Raw genomic sequence first — 18,488 nt, 5'->3', positions numbered from 1 at the left:
CCGACCAGAATACGTGAAAGATGTTCGAAATAATGAAGTGAAGTGAATCGTCAGGCGGATATCCTTTTGCTGTAATGTGCCGTATTGAGAATCGGATCGCGCGCAACGGCCATTTGGCGGGGATCGGTAAAAGCGTCAGCTAGAATAGTTTCAACTTCGAACAACGAACAGACCCTCAATGAAGCGAATCCTTATCGTCAAGGTCACTTCACTAGGCGATATCGTGCAGGCGTTGCCAGTCGTCGCCGACATCAAACGCGCATTTCCTGGCGTTCAGGTGGATTGGGCGGCGGATGAAGCATTTGCGCAAGTCGTGCATTGGAGCCAAGGCGTCGATCGCGTGCTGTGCGCGCCGCTGCGCCGCTTCAAGAAGGCGCGTCGCTGGAGTGATCTGAAGGCGATCTGGGCATCGATCGCCGAGTTGCGCGCGTATCGCTACGACTACATCATCGACATTCACGGCGTCTACAAGAGCGCGATCATCGCCTTCCTCGCGCGCTCGTCGCGGCGCATCGGCTATCAATCCGAGGATCTGGGCGAGCGTGGCGCCGCGTTCGCCTACACCGGGCGTTTCGGCCCACGTCCGCAAGGCAGCGCGTGGCACGGCATGCGCATCAGCGCCAGCGAGGCGCTCGGCTACGAGGTGGAAGGGCCGCCCATCTACGACCTGCAACTACCCGAAACCGTCCCGCAGCCGTTCGCGACGCAAGACGCGCCTGTCGCGGCGCTCTTTCACGCCACCTCGAAAGCCGACAAGAAATGGCCGCTCACGCACTGGGCGGCGCTTGGACGCGAGTTGAGCGAGCGCGGTTTCCGTGTGGTGCTGCCGTGGGGTTCGGACGGTGAGCTTGCCGAAGCCAGGCAGATCGCCGCGCAGGTGCCAGGCGCAACCGTGCTGCCGCCATTGAGTGTGACCGAAGTTGCGCAGATGATCGGCGCGTGCGCGCTCGTGGTTGGTACCGATACGGGTTTCGTGCACCTCGCGCATGCGCTGCAGAAGCGCACCGTGATGATCTTCGTCGCGACCTCGCCATCGCATTGCGGCGTCGAGGCGCCGTATCGCTCGACCTCGATCGGCGACGGCCACTCGGTGCCGCCCATCAGCGCGGCGCTCGAAGCGATCGACTACGTGTACGTGGCAGAGCCGGTGCTCGCGATGCAGCACGGATCAGCCGCCGCCTGAGTTCGTTCGCGCGCTCGCGCAATCGTTTGCGCAATAGAAAAGAGGCGTGACGCGTAGTCCACCCTTGCTGGCGGGGACTGCATCGTCGCGCCTCAAAGAACGCCCGTGTCGGGGAACAGCGGGCGGAGAGGAATCGATTACACGTCTGTTAAAACTGTCGCTTTTCGTTGGACGCCGAAGCGTCCGATGCGCGGACGCCAAGGCGGCAAGCTGATACGCCGCGGTGCGTCGAGGCGCTCGCACGGCGCGCGTTGAACCGCTCGATTGCGGCGACGCTGGCGCGGCCAGCAAGGTTTCTATCGCGACAGTGCGCTCAACTGAGTATAGGCGGTGTTTTCCGCCATGGTGGCGCGATCCGGCGGCAGCGGGGCGGGTCGATCGAACGCGCCGATCCAGCGCGCCGGTCCTGTAACAGCTCGGTGATGCACCCTTACAAATGGCAACGTTCGCTGCGGCGCGCATCGTGTCCAATCGGGTCATTCGGGGTTTGCGCTCGAATCAATCTGACTCGATGGAGAACAACATGAAACGCTTGATCCTGACTCTCGTGGCCGGCACGCTGCTCGCATCGGCACTCGGCGGCTGCGTTATCGCGCCGGCGCCGGGCTATTACTACGGCGGCGGTGGCTACTACCATCACGGCTACTACTACCGCTAAGCCGCGCGGGGTGCTCAGGCCCGGAGCACCAGCCTCAGGCGGCCAGCATTTCGAACGCGACCACCGCGGCAATGGCCGCGGCGTTCGCGGCTAGCGCCTCGACCGCGATGGATTTCCATGTCGTCGGACGGAAGCGCAGCGCGAGCAGCAGCGAGCCGAGCAAGGCCAGCGCGATGATCGTCACGATATCGGCATTGTGAAGATGGACGTTCATGCGGATCTCCCCGTTTCTTATAGGGTTATGTCAGGGAGTATAGGCAAGTCAAAAGGACGCGCAAGGCGGGGGTTTTACCCGGGCCGGGCCGCGAAAACAGCGAGGAAATAATGCCCGCTGCATGCCGCCGCAGACGCGTAAAAACTGCGCGGGTGCAGCATCGATCGAACCTCGGCAAACGCGCATCGACGAAAGCGTTGTTCCGCCGATGCGCGTTGCATCATTTCATCAAACTCTCATCACGCGTCTCGCGCATGCACAGCACGCCGACAAGGCTCACGGCCGCGGCGACCGACACGTACGCGCCGACCCACGCCAAGCCGCCGTGCGCGGCGAGCACCTGCGCGATATACGGTGCGACCGACGCGCCGAGAATCCCGCCGAGGTTGTACGCGACGCCGGCGCCCGTATAGCGCACGTTGGTCGGAAACAGCTCCGGCAGCAGCGCGCCCATCGGCGCGAAGGTCACGCCCATCAGGAACAGCTGGATCACGAGAAACAGCAGCACGAGCAACGGCTCGCCGCTGCCGAGCAGCGGCGCCATCGTGAAGCCCGACAGGATCGCCGCGATGATGCCGACGATCAGCACCGGCTTGCGCCCGAAGCGATCGCTCGCGCGGGCCGACAGCGGCGTCGCGATTGCCATGAACACGACCGCGATGCATAGCAGGCCGAGGAACGTCTGCCGCGGAATATGCAGCGAACCGACGCCGTACGACAGCGAGAACGTCGTCGCATTGTAGAACAGCGTGTAGCAGACCACCATCGCCAGCGCGCCGAGCACGGTCGGCCGCCAGTGCTGCGAGAACAGCGTCGCGATCGGCACGCGCACGCGCTCCTTGCGCTCGATCGCTACCTGGAACGCGGGCGTTTCGGCAATCTTCAGCCGCACGTACAGCCCGAGCGCGACGAGCACCGAGCTGACGATGAACGGCACGCGCCAGCCCCAGCTGCGGAACTGCTCGTCGGAGAGCGACATTGCGAGCGCGAAGAACAGGCCGTTGGACGCGAGAAAGCCGATCGAGGGCCCGAGCTGCGGGAACATGCCGAACCAGCCGCGTTTGCCGGCCGGCGCGTTTTCGGTGGCGAGCAGCGCGGCGCCGCCCCATTCGCCGCCGAGGCCGATACCCTGGCCGAATCGCAGCGCGCACAGCAGGATCGGCGCGAGGCTGCCGATCGCGTCGTAGCCCGGCACGAAGCCGATCAGCGTGGTCGACAGGCCCATCACGAGCAGCGACGCAACCAGAGTCGATTTGCGGCCGATGCGGTCGCCGAAGTGGCCGAACAGGAACGAGCCGATCGGTCTCGCGACGAACGCGATGCCGAACGTGACGAACGCCGACAGCGCCTGCGCGGTGGCCGAGCCATGCGGGAAGAATACCGGTCCGATCACGAGCGCCGCGGCGGTCGCGTAGACATAGAAATCGTAGAACTCGATCGCGGTGCCGATGAAGCTCGCGAAGATGATCCGCGCGCTACTGTTTTGCCCGCTTGCGGGCTGAGCGGCGGAAATCGGCGAAGTGGACATGCAGGGTCTCCAATTGTATGAGGCCGCGGCGCGCTGACCCGTGCTTCGCAGACAGGCGGCGCGCAACGGCGGCATCCTCGTTGAGGTATAGGTTTGGGCGCCGCACGCGGGGTGGCGGCGCGGCACTGCAGTCGGCTCATGCGCCGCGCCGGCGGGTGTGCGGACGGCGTGAGCCATGCCGGAAGGCTCCGGCGGTGGGGAATCGGAAAATTATAGCGAGCGCGCTCGTCGCGCAGCAATGGCGGCGTAAGTTTGCGCGGCAAGGGGGGGGTTATGAGTTATGCGCGATGATTCGAGTAGCTCGCGCGTGGCCGACCCATGCGCGGATGCGCTGGGCGGTGCGTGTCAGCGCACGCGCCAACCGCGCTCAGTCGTACGTTTCCGCTTGCGGCGAGGCGAGCTCGCGCAGCTGGAATTTGCCGTTGTCGTTGAACAGCCAGTCTTCGAATAGCTCGAGCTGGCCGCGGCCGTTCAGCAGCTTGCCGGGCGGTAGCGGCAGCGGCGCCGAGCGGCGCAGCGTCGCGAGCGCGGTGCTTTCGGCTTCGTCGTCGCCGTTCGTGCGATACACCGACGACTCGACGATGTGTCCATAACGATCGACGGTGAACGACACCACCACCAGCGAGCGCAGCATCGGCTGAGGCCTGCCCTGGAGCACATACGACGGATTGCGCTCGACGATCCGTCGTGCGACCGCGTCGCGATATTGATCGAGCGTCGCGCTGTTGATCGCGGCCACCGGTGTGCTGACGGTTTCGTGCGGCGTCAGCGGTGTGATCGTGCAGCCGGCCACGGCGACAACACCGAGCGCGGCGAGCGATAGCCGATGCATGCGAGCGGCCGTGAAGGAGCGCAGAGCCACACGGTGAGAAACAGGAGGGGGAGAAGTGCGAGAGAGCATCGTCGACGAACCGCGAGGAGAACCTGATTGAATGGTAGTCAAAAACCGCCGGGATTCAATTGGCGTTCGCCCGCCGGATGTCATCGTGCGTGCCCCGCTGAGGCGCTTTGCTTTCCGCTGTAATCGCCGGAAATGTGCGCGCATTGGTCGGCGAGCGAAACCCGCCTACACTCTGATGGCCTCTTGCTGAGGCATCGGTGGAAGTCTTTTCAGCCCGCTTCTGGCGGGCTTTCTTTTGCCTTCGATTCGCCATTCACACGCGGCAATAAAAAAGGCGAACCCGCCAAACGGGTCCGCCTTTTCGATCCCGGTTCAACCAGCCACGCCGCAAGCTGAGGCTCACGGCGCTGCCCAGGCGTCGATTACTTCAACGTCGCACGCGCCGCTTTCACCGCGGCCAGCACCTGCTCGGGCGCTGTGCCGCCCGGATGATTGCGGCTCGCCACCGAGCCCTCGAGCGTCAGATACGAGAACACGTCGTCGCCGATCAGATGCGCGACGTTCGGCAGTTCGCCGCGCATTTCGTCGAGCGTCAGGTCCGCGAGATCGCAGCCGCGATCGGCGCACACGCGCACCGCGAGCGCGACTGCTTCGTGCGCGTCGCGGAACGGCAGGCCGCGCTTGACGAGATAGTCGGCGAGGTCCGTCGCGGTCGAGAAGCCTTGCAGCGCGGCGTCGCGCATCGCCTGCGGCTTGACCGTGATGCCGGCGACCATTTCGGCGAAGATGCGCAGCGTGTCGGCGACCGTATCGACGGTGTCGAACAGCGGCTCCTTGTCTTCCTGGTTGTCCTTGTTGTACGCGAGCGGCTGGCCCTTCATCAGCGTGAGCAGCGCCATCAGATGGCCGTTCACGCGGCCGGTCTTGCCGCGCGCGAGTTCGGGCACGTCCGGGTTCTTCTTCTGCGGCATGATCGACGAGCCAGTGCAGAAACGGTCGGCCAGATCGATGAAGCCGACGCGCGGGCTCATCCACAGCACCAGTTCTTCGGAGAAGCGCGACACGTGCGTCATCACGAGTGCGGAGGCGGCCGTGAATTCGATCGCGAAGTCGCGGTCGGAGACTGCGTCGAGCGAGTTCGCGCAGATGCCGTCGAAGCCGAGCGTCTTCGCCACGGCGTGACGGTCGATCGGATAGCTGGTGCCGGCGAGCGCGGCCGCGCCGAGCGGCAGACGGTTCACGCGCCTGCGGCAGTCGATCATGCGCTCGGCGTCGCGCGAGAACATTTCGACGTACGCGAGCAGATGGTGGCCGAACGTGACGGGCTGCGCGACCTGCAGGTGCGTGAAGCCGGGCATGATGGTCGCGGCGTTCTTCTCCGCGATCTCGAGCAGCGCCACGCGCAGTTCGGTGAGCAGCTCGCCGATGCGGTCGATCTCGCCGCGCAGCCACAGGCGGATGTCGGTCGCGACCTGGTCGTTGCGTGAGCGGCCGGTGTGCAGGCGCTTGCCGGCGTCGCCGATCAGCGCGGTCAGGCGCGCTTCGATGTTCAGGTGCACGTCTTCGAGATCGAGCTGCCATTCGAACTCGCCGCGCTCGATTTCACCTTTGATCTGCGCCATGCCGCGCTGGATCGCAGCTAGGTCGTCGGCGGAAATGATCTTCTGCGCGGCGAGCATCGACGCGTGCGCGAGCGACCCTTCGATGTCGACGAACGCCAGACGCTTGTCGAAGAAAACCGACGACGTGTAGCGTTTGACGAGTTCCGACATCGGCTCCGAGAAGCGAGCCGACCAGGCTTCGCCTTTTTTGTGCAGTTGGGACGTCATGGTGTTGGGCGGTAAAAACGAGCGGTGAAGAGGCTGGCAACGCGAGTGCGCGAATCGCGCAGAAGCGCCGCCGCAGCGAAGAAAGACGAAGATTTTAACACCGGGTGAGGGCGGCCAAAGCGCTGCCGCCCATCCCGGGCCTACTCGCGCACCAGCACCACGAGCTTCAGATCCTCGCGATGCGCGGGCTTGAACGTGATCTGGTCATAAACGATGCGCCCGTCGCGCGGATGGTTGAACTCGCGCCTGCCACCTTCGCGCCCGCCGACGTCCTGGGAGGCCCAGTAGCGTGCGAACTCGTCGCTAGCGGCCGACAGCGAATCGATCAGCCCACGTGTGGGCGCATCGTTCAGATGGCGGATCGAGTCGGCGCGGAATTCGGCGGCGAGCCGCCGCGCGCGCGTTTCCCAATCGACGATCAACGCGCGCGCGGCCGGCTCGGTGAACGTGTAGCGCAGCAGGTTGCGGTCGTGCGCGCCGTCGAGCCAGCCGACGAACAGATCGGCCGCGCGCTCGTTCCACGCAAGCGCATTCCACTGCCGGTCGAGCACGTAGGCGGGTGTGTCGATGAGCTGCACGGTTTGCAGCAGCGTGGCGGGCGCATCGGCGGCGGCCGGGTCGGGCTCGGCCGGATCGCGTTGCGCGGCCAGCTCGAACAGATACGCGCGCTCGGCGCGCGACAGCTGCAACGCGACCGCGATGCGCGCGAGCGCATCGGCGGAAGCGGACACTGGCCGGCCCTGCTCGATCCACGTGTACCAGGTCGGGCTCACGCCGCACAGCTGCGCGACTTCCTCGCGCCGCAGACCGGGCGTGCGGCGACGCGGCCCCGGCGGCAGCCCGACCGCCTGCGGCGACAGCCGCTCGCGATGGGCGCGGATGAAGTCGCCGAGCGCGCGGGCCGGGGTGGCGTCGAGCGGCGGCGGGTGATCGGCGGAAGACGGCGTCGTCATGCTATCGGCTGCGCGTGGAGGGGGTAATGGAGATACCAGAATAATTGATCAACTTGTACTGGTACATGGCGGGCTTCATTGTAGCGGCTGGATTCGCGCAATGAGAAAAGCCGGGTGTGACCTGCGTCGGCCACACCCGGCTTTTTGTCCACCAATGCGGCAACCTCAACCGGTATTGCGCAACCCCGCCGCGATTCCGTTGATGCTCAAATGAATGCCGCGCCGCACGCGCGCATTCGTGTCGCCCGCGCGATAGCGTTTGAGCAGTTCGACCTGCAGGTGATTGAGCGGATCGAGGTACGGGAAGCGATTCTTGATCGAGCGCGCGAGCAGCGGATTCTCGGCGAGCCGGTCGCTCTTGCCGGTGATCTCCGACAACACCTTCGACGTGCGCTCCCACTCGGCGACGATGCGCTCGAACACATGCTTGCGCAGCTTCTTGTCGGTCACGAGCGCGGCATAACGCGACGCGACCGCGAGGTCGGTCTTCGCGATGACCATGTCCATGTTCGACATCAGATTCGAAAAGAACGGCCAGTTCTTGTGCATCTTCTGCAGCAGCGCGAGACGGCGCGCGCGTTCGGCGTCGGACGGCGCGCTGTCCAAGTGCTCGGCGACCGCGCTGCCGAAGCCGTACCAGCCGGTCAGCAGCAGCCGGCATTGACCCCACGAGAAGCCCCACGGAATCGCGCGCAGATCCTCGATCTTGCGTTGCTTCGGATCCTGCAGCTTGCGCGACGCGGGGCGGCTGCCGATGTTCAGCTCGGCGATCTCCGCGATCGGTGTGGACTCGAAGAAATACTCCTTGAAGCCCGGCGTTTCGTAGACGAGCGCGCGATACGCGGCCATCGCCGTATCGGACAGCTGCTGCATCGTTTCCTCGTACACCGGCAGCTCGGCCAACGTGTGGTCGTGCGGCAGCAGCGACGCTTCGAGCGTCGCGGCCACGACGGTTTCCAGATTGCGCCGGCCGATTTCCGGATTTGCGAACTTGCTCGCGATCACTTCGCCCTGCTCGGTCAAACGGATCTGACCGTCGACGGTGCCCGGCGGCTGTGACAGGATCGCCTGGTAGGTCGGGCCGCCGCCGCGCCCGACGGTGCCGCCGCGCCCATGGAACAGACGCAGCGTCAAGCCGCGTTCGTTGAACAGCGACACGAGCGCAAGCTCCGCGCGATACAGCTCCCAGTTCGACGTCAGGAAGCCGCCGTCCTTGTTGCTGTCCGAGTAGCCGAGCATCACTTCCTGCTCGTTGCCCTGATGTTCGATCAGCGCGCTAATGCCCGGCAGCGCGATCAGATCGCGCATGATGTGCGGCGCGTTGCGCAGGTCGGGGATCGTCTCGAACAGCGGGATCACCATCAGGCCGGCGCGCGCGGGGTCGTGCTCGTCGCCGAGGCGTCCGCGCAACAGGCCGGTTTCCTTCTGCAGCAGCATCACCTCGACCAGGTCGGTAACGGTCTCCGTGTGCGAAATGATGTAGTTGCGCACCGCGCGCGCGCCGAACTTCTCGCGCGTCATGCGCGCTTCCTCGAGCACCGCGAGTTCGCTTTTCACGAGCTCGGAGTAGTCGGCGGAGGGCACCCGCAGCGCGCGCGGCTGCGCGAGCTCGGCGAGCAGCACGGTCAGCTTGTCGGCTTCCGGCAACGCCGCGTAATCGTCCTCGACACCGGCGCGCTTGAGCAGCTCGGCGATCACCGCTTCGTGGATGTCGGAGCTTTGCCGCAGATCGATGCTCGCGAGATGGAAGCCGAACACTTCGGCCGCGCGCGCGAGCGGCGCGAGACGCGGCGCGGCGAGCGGCGCGCCGTGATGCTCGGCGAGCGAATCCATCAGCACGTGGAGGTCGCGCACGAAGTCGGCGGCGTCGTCGTAGGGGATCGCGCGGACCGGCGCCGCGCCTCGGCCGGCGCTGCGCAGCGGCACGCTGCCTTCGCCCAGGCGCACGCGCGCGCTTGCCGCGAGCCGCGTGTAGATGCCGATCAGCGCGCGACGATACGGCTCGTCGGTGCGATGCGGCGAATGGTCGGGCGAGATGTCCGCGAGCTCATTCAGCGCATCGCTCGCGCCGACGAGCACATTCGACATCGATAGCTCCGCGCCGAGCTTGTGCACCTGCTCCAGGTAGTGCTCGAAGATCACCGCGGCCTGCCGCGTGATCGCGTTTTCGAGCGTTTCGGCGGTGACGTTCGGATTGCCGTCGCGATCGCCGCCGATCCAGCTGCCCATCTGGAAGAACGGCGGCAGGCGCGCTTCGAGGCCATGCTCCTTCAGCGCCTCCTCGATGTCGGCGTACAGCGCCGGCAGTTCTTCGAGGAAGGTGCTGCGGTAGTACGACAGCGCGTTTTCGATTTCGTCGGCCACCGTCAGACGCGAGTCGCGCAGCATGCGCGTTTGCCACAGCGACGTGACGCGCGCGCGCAGCATCGCTTCGTTGTGCGCGCGCTCGCGGTTCGTCAGCGGCTGGTCGCGCTCGGCGAGCAGACGCGCGATGTCGTGCTGCGCGTCGAGAATGCTCTTGCGCTGCACTTCGGTCGGGTGCGCGGTCAGCACCGGCATGATCAGCGCGTCGTCGAAAAACCGCTGCAGCACCGGTGTCGCGGCGGCACCAGCCGCGGCGAGCCGCTCGAGCGCATGGGCGATCGTGCCCGGCTGCGAGGCCGAGCCCGCGAGCGCGTGAATTCGGTGACGGCGGTTGCGGTGACGGTCCTCGGCGATGTTCGCGAGATGCGAAAAGTAGCTGAACGCGCGCACGACGCTGACGGTCTGCTCGGGCGTCAGCGTGCGCAGTTTCTTGTCGAGCGTCTGCGCGGCGGCGCTGTCGTCCTCGCGACGGAAACGCACTGCCGTCTGCCGGATCGTCTCGACGATGTCGAACACCGCCTCGCCTTCCTGCTCGCGCAGCACGTCGCCGAGCAGACGCCCGAGATAGCGGATGTCCTGGAACAGCGGGTGGTCCTTGTCCTCGCGCGTGCGGCCGCCGCTCTTCGCGGTGGTCGCGGCGGCGGACTCAGCCGGCGGTACGACCTTCGGTTTCAACGGTTTCGCGGCGCGCGGGGGTGTTGCGTCGCCATCGACCTTGGCCTTGGCCGGCTTGCGCGCGGTGGCCGATGTCGCGGCCTGTTCAGCCTTGCTGGCCTTGCCGGCTTTCGACGCCTTTTGCGCCTTGTCCTGCTTGACGGGCACCGAGGTCTGCGCGGCCTTCGGGGCTTTGGTGGCGCGAGCGGCGAGGGCGCGGCGCGTGGCGCGCTGGTCGGCGCGCGTGTCGCCATGTTGACCGACGCTCGACGATATGGCGTGCGCGGCAACGTCGGACAGGGCGTCAGGCGCCGCGGCGTCGGCCGGGCGAGCGGTGAGCGAGGCAGTGTTGCGGCGGGCGGGGCGCGCCGATCCGGAAGACGTCACGATGAGTTTCCTCGGGGAAGCCAGGGTCTGTTGATTGATGAACTGCGACTGCGGAACTGCAACCAGCAAGTGCAACGTGAACTGCGTGCAACAGGGACTACGCAACGGACTACAAGACGGACTGCTAGTGCAACTGCAACGGAGACTTGAAACGGCGACTGTACACGGCGATTGCTCGACCCACTAGAAGCGGGGCCTGCGCGTGCCGCACCGCGTACGCGGAACGACACGAGCGCTGCCGAATCGCGACGCCGACGAGGGAGAGAGGAGCCACGGGCTGCCAGCCCGCGCTGGGACCGAACACGCGGCAGGCATTGCCTCAGCATGTTCGCCGCATTGCATCATCCCGCGTGCCGCCGCGCAGTGCGCGAACGACCGTACGTGACAACGCGCAATGGGGCCTTCGCGCATGGCGCGAAGCCCGTCTCCTCCGTCGATACCGCTTGCGCACGGCGCTTCGCCGTGCCTTGGAACCAAAGGGCGCGAACGAGGGCGCGTGCTAACATTGATTGTTATTCCATCCCGACATCCAGCAGCAAGCTAATGAACACCGAGACGTTTTCCACGCCACCCCACACGCTTGTGATTGCGTCGCGAGAGAGCCGCCTTGCCATGTGGCAAGCCGAGCATGTGCGATGTGCGCTGCACAAATTATATCCATCTTGTGACGTAAAAATCCTCGGAATGACGACGCGTGGCGATCAGATTCTCGATCGCACGCTGTCGAAGGTGGGTGGTAAAGGACTGTTCGTGAAAGAGCTCGAAGCCGCGCTCGCCGATGGCCGCGCCGACCTCGCGGTGCATTCGCTGAAAGACGTGCCGATGGAGTTGCCCGCCGGTTTCGCGCTGTCCACCATCATGGAGCGCGAGGACCCACGCGACGCGCTCGTGTCCAATCAGTACGACTCGCTCGCCGCGCTGCCGGCCGGTGCCGTGGTCGGCACCTCGAGTCTGCGGCGTGAGGCGATGCTGCGCATGCGCTATGCGCATCTCGACGTGCGGCCGTTGCGCGGCAATCTCGATACCCGACTCGCCAAGCTCGATCGCGGCGACTACGCGGCGATCATTCTGGCCGCGGCCGGGCTGAAGCGGCTGGGTCTCGCCGATCGCATCCGCGCGCTGCTCGATCCCGAGGACAGTCTGCCCGCGGCGGGCCAGGGCGCGCTCGGCATCGAGATTCGCGCCGATCGCGCGGACCTCGCCGCATGGCTCGCGCCGCTGCATCATCAGCGCACGGCGGCGGCCGTCGAAGCGGAGCGCATGGTATCGCGCGCGCTCGGCGGCAGCTGCGAGGTGCCGCTCGCCGCCTACGCAACCTGGGGCGATGGCGCGCTGCATCTGCGCGCCATCGTCGCGACGCCGGACGGCCAGCGCGTGCTGAGTGCGCAGGCGTCGGCGCCGGCGCCCACCGTAGAACGCGCGCTCGCGCTCGGCGAGGAAGTGGCGCACTCGCTCGTGCAGCAGGGCGCCCTCGACATCGTCCGCGCGCTCAGTACGGCGAGCGGTCCCGCGGCCGCGCCCGGCGCGGCGGCCAGCGAGTGATGGCCGCCGTCTCGCCCGAGAAGGCGCCCTTCACGGTCGTGATCACGCGGCCGGCCGGCCAGTCGAGCGAACTCGTCGAACAGCTCGAAGCAGCCGGACTCGCGTCGCTCGACTTCCCGCTGATCGACATCGCGCCCGTCATCGACGACGCGCCGTTGTGCGCCGCGCTCGCGTCGCTCGAACGCTACGCGCTCGTCGTGTTCGTGTCGCCGAACGCAGTCGATCACGCGTTCGCGCGCCAGCACGATATCTGGCCGCATGCGCTGCCGATCGGCGTGGTCGGCCCGGGCAGCGTGCAAGCGCTCGCGCGCCACGGCGTCAGCGCGCCCGAGCATCGCGTGATCAGCCCCGCGGCGGGCGCCGACGACGAATCGACGAGCTTCGACTCCGAGAGCCTGTTTGCCGCAATCGAGGCGCAACTCGGTGCCGCGGGCCTCGAAGGCAAGCGCGTGCTGATCGTGCGCGGCGACGGCGGCCGCGAATGGCTGAGCGAGCGCCTGCGCGAAGCCGGCGCCGAAGTCGACGCGGTGGCCGCTTACCGGCGCATCGTGCCGGAGCCGTCGATCGGCGCATGGGCGCGCGTGCACGAACTGCTCGCGGGCACGCCGCACGCATGGCTTCTGACCAGCTCCGAAGGCGTACGCAATCTGCACGAACTCGCGCACGAGCATCTGACCGCCGGCGAGATCGAGCAGCTCAAACACGCGCCGCTCGTCACGCCGCATCCCCGCATCGCGCAGACCGCGCGGGCATTGGGTTTTGATAGGATTACGGTGTCCGGCGCGGGCGACGAGCGCATAGTCCGAGCCCTCGTTGCCGCGGCCGCCGTGCCTCCCGTCGTCCAACCGGTATCGTCCAACCCGGCTCAACCACGCATGACTGAAACGAACGCATCCACGAACGCCTCACCTCAGCCGCCCGCAAGCGCCGCCTTGCCGCCGAACCAACCCTTCACGCCGTACGAAGCGCAAAAGCGCCGCAGCACGAGCGGACCGCTGTTGTGGATTGTCATCGTGGTCATCGCGTGCGCGGCGGGCGTGGGCGGCTTCGCGATGAACCGCAAGCTGGTGCGCACCGAGCAGGAACTCGCGCAGCGTCAGCAGGCCAACGACACGCAGACCAACGAACTGCGCATCAAGATCGACCAGGCGCTCGCCACCGTGCATCAATCGGACTCGCAGGTCGCGCAGCTCGAAGGCAAGCTCGCCGATGCGCAGGCCGCGCAGCAGGCGCTGCAACAGCAATACGCGGATCTCGCGCGCAATCGCGACGACTGGACGCTCGCCGAAGTCGGGCAGATGCTGTCGGCGGCGAGCCAGCAGTTGCAGCTGACCGGCAATACGCAGCTCGCGCTGTTCGCGTTGCAAAGCGCCGATACGCGCCTCGCGGCGTCGGACAGTCCGCAGGCGATCGCGGTGCGCAAGGCGATCGCGCAGGACATCGACAAGCTGAAGGCGGCGCCGTCCACCGATCTGACCGGCCTCGCGATCAAGCTCGACAACGCGATCGATCACGTGAACGGCCTGCCGCTGTCGGGTGAAGCACCGATTCCGCGTGCCACGCCGCACGCGGCCACGTGGGCCGACACCGCGAAGGTGGCCGCGGCCACCGGCAAGCCGCGCTGGGAAGTGTGGATCGACGAGGTCACGCACGGCATCGGCGAACAGCTGACGAGCCTCGTGCAGGTGCGCCGTATCGACAACGCCGACGCGATGCTGGTCACGCCGGATCAAGGCTACTTCGTGCGCGAGAACCTGAAGCTGCGTCTGCTGTCGGCGCGTCTCGCGCTGCTGTCGCGTAACCAGACCACGCTGAAGTCCGACCTGCAGGCGGCGCAATCCGCGTTGACGCGCTACTTCGACGCGTCGTCGAAAGACACGCAGACGGTCATCGATCTGGTCAAGCAGGTGGACGCCGGATCGGCCGCGGTCGAGCTGCCGAACCTCGATACGAGCCTGCAGGCCGTCAATCAATACCGGAACCGGGGTTAATCATGGCGATCCGGGGACTCCTATGGCTCGCGGCGCTGTTCGCCGTCGCGGTCGTGCTCGCGGTGGGCGGGCGCTTCGACGCGGGGCAAGTGCTGCTGATCTATCCGCCGTACCGCGTCGACATGTCGCTGAACCTGTTCGTCGTCGGGCTGGTGGTGCTGTTCATCCTGGTCTATGCGCTGTTGCGCATCATCCGCAATATCTGGCGCATGCCGCAGCGCGTCGCCGCGTACCGCGCACGCGCGCGTGTCGCGAAGGCGCACGCGGCGTTGCGCGATGCGATTGGCAACCTGTACGCGGGGCGTTTCTCGCGCGCGGAAAAGGCCGCCAAGGACGCGCTCACGAATGGCGACAACAAGGGCGCGGCCGGTTTGATCGCGGCGACCGCCGCGCATCGCATGCATGAGTACGCGCGGCGCGACGAATGGCTCGCGCAGATCGACGAAGCCGACTGGCAGGACGCGCGCCTGATGGCCACCGCCGACATGCGCGCCGACGGCCGCGACGCCGACGGCGCGCTCAATGCGCTGACCGAGATGCAATCGCAGGGCGCGCGGCGCATTCACGCGCAGCAAATCATGCTGCGCGCGCAGCAGCAGCTGAAGAACTGGGGCGAAGTGCTGAAGCTCGTGAAGACGCTGGAGAAGCGCGAGGCGATCCATCCGGCGGTCGCGGTGCGGCTGCGTCAACTGGCGGCGGAAAATCTGCTGCGCGATCGTCGCCACAATGCGGACGCGCTGCTCGAACTGTGGAACGCGCTGTCGGCGACCGAGCGTCATTCGCCGCGCCTCGCCGACACCGCCGCCGAACTGCTGGTCGCGCTGAACCGTCCGCAGGAGGCGCGCAAGATCGTCGAGGAGGCGCTCGCGCAGAACTGGGATGCGCGCCTGTTGCGCCGCTATCCGGACACGGCCGGCGGCGACGCGTTGCCGCTGATCCAGAAGGCCGAGGCGTGGCAGAAGGACCGGCCGGAAGACGCGGACCTGATGTTCGCGCTGGGGCGCCTGTGCCTGCATCAGCAGTTGTGGGGCAAGGCGCAGTCGTTCCTCGAACGCGCGCTGAAGCTTGCCGACAACGAGACGCTGAAGATCCGCTCGCATCGCGCGCTCGCGCGTCTGCACGAGCAGTTGGGCGATACCGACAAGGCGAGCCAGCACTATCGCGAGAGTGCGTTGGCGATGAACGTGACGTGAGTTCGGCGTTTTCGGCCATGCGCTGAAGCGCGCAAGCCTCGGAAACCGCTACCTGACGGCCGCAGCCTCGTGCTGCGGCCATTTGTTTTTCCGGCGGCCGGCGATCCGGCGGCCGGCGTCCCGGCGGCCGAGCGTGCGCTGGACTCGCGCGCAATTCGCAGATCCCCAGCTCGAATCGTCGGGACTGCGCTTTGCTTCACCACCTCACTTGATGCGCAACCTCGGAGGTGTTCAAAGTGGCCAGCGACGCTGTGACGGTGCAAACCGAGACCCGCAGCGGCGACGTCGAGCGCAAGGGCGTCGTCGTCATTACAGGGGCAAGTGCCGGCGTGGGGCGCGCGAGTGCGTCCGAATTTGCGCGGCAGGGCTACGACGTTGGGCTCATCGCGCGCGAGCCGCGACGGCTCGCTCGTGCCGCCGAGGAGATCGCCGCGACCTATGGCGTGCGCGCACTCGCCATTCCGGCCGATGTCGCCGATGCCGACGCGATCGAGCGCGCGGCGCAGCGTGTGAAGCGCGAGTGGGGCGGCATCGACGTCTGGGTCAACGTCGCGATGGCGACCGCGTTTGCGCCGGTGTCGGCGCTCAGCGCGCGCGATGTCGAACGCGGCACGCAGGTGACCTATCTGGGGCAGGTCAACGGCATGCTGGCGGCGCTCCCCGTGATGCGCGCGCGCGGGCACGGGACGATCGTCAATGTCGGCTCGGCGCTCGGGTACCGGTCGGTGCCGTTGCAGTCGATCTATTGCGGCGCGAAGTTTGCCGTGCGCGGCTTCACCGATTCGTTGCGTTCCGAGTTGCTGCACGACGGAGTCGATATCCATCTGACGATGGTCGATCTGCCCGCGGTCAATACGCCGCAATTCGACTGGGCGCTCAATCGCACGGGGCGCAGGGCACGGCCGGTGGCGCCGGTGTTTCAGCCGGAAGTGGCGGCACGGGCGATCTACTTTGCGGCCACCCATCGGCGGCGGCAGGTGTGGATCGGGTGGTCGACGGTCAAGGCGATCCTCGCGAACCGGATCGCGCCGACGCTGCTCGACCGCTATCTCGCGCGTGCGGGTTACGACGGGCAATTGACCGATGAACCGTTGCCCGCCGATGCGCCCGCGAATCTCTACGAGCCGGTGCCGGGCCACTACACTTCGCATGGTCGCTTCGATGATGAAGCGCGTGCGTACTGCTGGCAGATGTTCACCGATCTGCATCGCAATGCGGTGTACGGCGCGGCAGTGATGGCTCTGGCGGGGGGCGTCGCGTGGCTGCTGAGGCGCCAGCGGCCCTGATGCGCGGCCGGTGGGCCTCATCCCTGTCGCCGACGGAATGTCTGGACTATCCTTCGAATGACGGTATCGCCCACAAACCGTGGTGCGGCGTCCTCGACTACGAACATTCCAAAAATGGAAGCGGACAGGCCAGTTCCTCACAAAGAACAGACTGCTGTAAGCAGGGCGCGCCGCTGGATGCGCTGGCTACCGGGACTGACGGTGCTCAAGACGTACCGGCTGAGCTGGTTGCCGAACGATCTGACGGCGGGACTGGTACTGACCACGATGCTGGTGCCGGTTGGGATCGCTTACGCGGAGGCGTCCGGCGTCCCTGGCGTGTACGGCCTCTACGCGACGATCGTTCCGCTGTTGGCGTATGCGCTGTTCGGTCCGAGCCGGATTCTCGTGCTCGGTCCCGACTCCGCGCTCGCCGCTCCGATTCTGGCGGTCGTGGTGCAAATCGCTGCGGGCGACCCGTCGCGCGCGATTGCGGCGGCCAGCATGATGGCGATCGTGTCCGGCCTGTTCTGTATCGTGATGGGCTTGTTGCGGCTGGGATTCATCACTGAATTGTTGTCGAAACCCATTCGATACGGCTATATGAACGGCATTGCGCTCGCCGTGCTGATCAGTCAACTGCCCAAACTGTTTGCCATCTCAATCGAAGAGCGCGGGCCATTGCGGGACATCTTGAGCCTCGTGCAGGCCATCGCCGATGGCAAAGCCAACTGGTATAGCTTCGCGGTGGGCGCTGGAAGCCTCGTGCTGATCCTGTTTCTCAAGCGCTTCGAAAAGCTGCCGGGCATCCTGATCGCCGTGATCGTTGCGACGTTGTGCGTAACCGCGTTGCACCTCGATAGCATTGGTGTGAAAGTGCTCGGCAAGATTCCTCAAGGCCTGCCGACCTTTGCGCTGCCGTGGGTCACCGACGCCGATCTGGTCAAGATACTGCTCGGCGGCTGCGCGGTCGCGCTGATCTCGTTCGCGGATACCAGCGTGCTGTCGCGAACTTTCGCGGCACGTTTTCGCAGCCGCGTCGACCCCAATCAGGAGATGGTCGGGCTCGGCGCGGCCAATCTTGCGGCCGGCCTGTTCCACGGCTTCCCGATCAGCAGCAGTTCGTCGCGCACGCCGGTCGCCGAGGCGGCGGGTGCGAAGACGCAACTGACGGGCGTCGTCGGCGCGCTGGCGGTCGCGGCGCTGCTGATGGCCGCGCCCAATCTGATGCGCTACCTGCCCAACAGTGCGCTCGCCGCGGTCGTCATCGCGGCGGCGATCGGTCTGTTCGAGATCACGGACCTGAAGCGGATTTTCCGCATCCAGCAATGGGAGTTCTGGCTGTCGATGGCATGCTTTGCCGGCGTCGCGGTGTTCGGTGCGATTCCCGGCATCTGCTTCGCGGTGGTGATCGCGGTCATCGAATTTCTGTGGGACGGCTGGCGACCGCACTACGCGGTGTTGGGTCGCGTCGAAGGTTTGCGCGGCTATCACGACTTGCAGCGCTATCCGCATGCCCAGCGAATCCCCGGGCTCGTGCTGTTTCGCTGGGATGCACCGCTGTTCTTTGCGAATGCCGAGCAGTTTCAGGAGCGCCTGCTGCAAGCTGTCGCCGAATCGCCGGCACCGGTGCGGCGTGTGGTGGTGGCGGCCGAACCGGTGACGAGCGTGGACGTCACCTCCGCCGACATGCTGCGGGAACTGACGCGCACGCTCGACGAGCGCGGGATTGCACTGCACTTTGCAGAGGTGAAGGATCCGGTTCGCGACAAGCTCAGACGCTTCGAGCTGACCGATCTGATTGGCGATGCGCGCTTTCATCCGACGGTGAGCAGTGCGGTTGATAACTATGTCGAGGGGGTTGGGAAGGAATAGTATTCAGACTT

Annotated in this window: 13 protein-coding genes; 7 read left to right on the top strand and 6 right to left on the bottom strand. The window is 66.3% G+C overall.

The window, feature by feature from the left end; all coding sequences use genetic code 11:
• The first annotated feature begins 178 nt into the window (after positions 1 to 178).
• Entirely contained in the window at positions 179 to 1,183 is a 1,005-nt protein-coding gene (waaC, locus tag OKW28_RS36550; RefSeq protein WP_429452666.1) for a lipopolysaccharide heptosyltransferase I, read from the top strand.
• A 523-nt stretch (positions 1,184 to 1,706) separates the two neighbouring features.
• Positions 1,707 to 1,841, top strand: a complete 135-nt coding sequence (locus OKW28_RS36545) for a hypothetical protein (protein ID WP_260321106.1) — start codon at positions 1,707 to 1,709, stop codon at positions 1,839 to 1,841.
• A gap of 34 nt (positions 1,842 to 1,875) precedes the next feature.
• Here OKW28_RS36545 and OKW28_RS36540 read toward each other — a convergent pair whose 3' ends face one another.
• The 6 genes from OKW28_RS36540 to ppc form a co-directional block, all read right to left on the bottom strand.
• Positions 1,876 to 2,055 carry a hypothetical protein gene (locus OKW28_RS36540; protein WP_429452665.1) on the bottom strand — a complete coding sequence of 60 codons (180 nt, stop codon included), beginning with the start codon at positions 2,053 to 2,055 and terminating at the stop codon, positions 1,876 to 1,878.
• 220 nt (positions 2,056 to 2,275) lie between these two features.
• Positions 2,276 to 3,583, bottom strand: coding sequence for an MFS transporter (locus OKW28_RS36535; RefSeq protein ID WP_429452664.1), 1,308 nt, complete (start codon positions 3,581 to 3,583; stop codon positions 2,276 to 2,278).
• A gap of 367 nt (positions 3,584 to 3,950) precedes the next feature.
• Positions 3,951 to 4,484 carry a TonB C-terminal domain-containing protein gene (locus OKW28_RS36530; protein ID WP_184021206.1) on the bottom strand — a complete coding sequence of 178 codons (534 nt, stop codon included), beginning with the start codon at positions 4,482 to 4,484 and terminating at the stop codon, positions 3,951 to 3,953.
• Between the two features lie 362 nt (positions 4,485 to 4,846).
• On the bottom strand, positions 4,847 to 6,253 hold the full coding sequence (gene argH, locus OKW28_RS36525) for an argininosuccinate lyase (protein ID WP_429452662.1): 1,407 nt from the start codon (positions 6,251 to 6,253) through the stop codon (positions 4,847 to 4,849).
• A gap of 140 nt (positions 6,254 to 6,393) precedes the next feature.
• On the bottom strand, positions 6,394 to 7,206 hold the full coding sequence (locus tag OKW28_RS36520; protein ID WP_429407085.1) for a helix-turn-helix transcriptional regulator: 813 nt from the start codon (positions 7,204 to 7,206) through the stop codon (positions 6,394 to 6,396).
• A 165-nt stretch (positions 7,207 to 7,371) separates the two neighbouring features.
• Positions 7,372 to 10,611, bottom strand: a complete 3,240-nt coding sequence (gene ppc / locus OKW28_RS36515; protein WP_429452659.1) for a phosphoenolpyruvate carboxylase — start codon at positions 10,609 to 10,611, stop codon at positions 7,372 to 7,374.
• Positions 10,612 to 11,154: 543 nt separating this feature from the next.
• Here ppc and hemC point away from each other — a divergent pair.
• The 5 genes from hemC to OKW28_RS36490 all read left to right on the top strand — a co-directional run bounded on the left by hemC (position 11,155) and on the right by OKW28_RS36490 (position 18,477).
• A complete protein-coding gene (gene hemC / locus OKW28_RS36510) occupies positions 11,155 to 12,153 on the top strand; it encodes a hydroxymethylbilane synthase (protein ID WP_429452657.1) in 999 nt (332 codons plus the stop codon).
• On the top strand, positions 12,153 to 14,144 hold the full coding sequence (hemDX, locus tag OKW28_RS36505; protein ID WP_429452655.1) for a fused uroporphyrinogen-III synthase HemD/membrane protein HemX: 1,992 nt from the start codon (positions 12,153 to 12,155) through the stop codon (positions 14,142 to 14,144). The genes hemC and hemDX overlap by 1 nt, the downstream gene beginning before the upstream one ends.
• A 2-nt stretch (positions 14,145 to 14,146) precedes the next feature.
• Positions 14,147 to 15,337, top strand: a complete 1,191-nt coding sequence (locus OKW28_RS36500) for a heme biosynthesis protein HemY (RefSeq protein ID WP_429452653.1) — start codon at positions 14,147 to 14,149, stop codon at positions 15,335 to 15,337.
• Between the two features lie 257 nt (positions 15,338 to 15,594).
• The gene (locus OKW28_RS36495; RefSeq protein ID WP_429454576.1) at positions 15,595 to 16,623 is read left to right on the top strand and encodes an SDR family oxidoreductase; all 1,029 of its coding nucleotides are present in this window, start codon (positions 15,595 to 15,597) and stop codon (positions 16,621 to 16,623) included.
• A 114-nt stretch (positions 16,624 to 16,737) separates the two neighbouring features.
• Positions 16,738 to 18,477 (top strand): SulP family inorganic anion transporter, encoded by a 1,740-nt coding sequence (locus tag OKW28_RS36490; RefSeq protein WP_429452652.1) that lies wholly within the window; start codon positions 16,738 to 16,740, stop codon positions 18,475 to 18,477.
• Positions 18,478 to 18,488 lie beyond the last annotated feature (11 nt).

Origin of the sequence: Paraburkholderia sp. 40, from assembly GCF_050434105.1 — a bacterium.
Classification (GTDB): domain Bacteria; phylum Pseudomonadota; class Gammaproteobacteria; order Burkholderiales; family Burkholderiaceae; genus Paraburkholderia; species Paraburkholderia tuberum.
The sequence above is the reverse complement of the archived record's forward strand: the minus strand, read 5'-3'. Positions and strand labels throughout refer to the sequence as shown.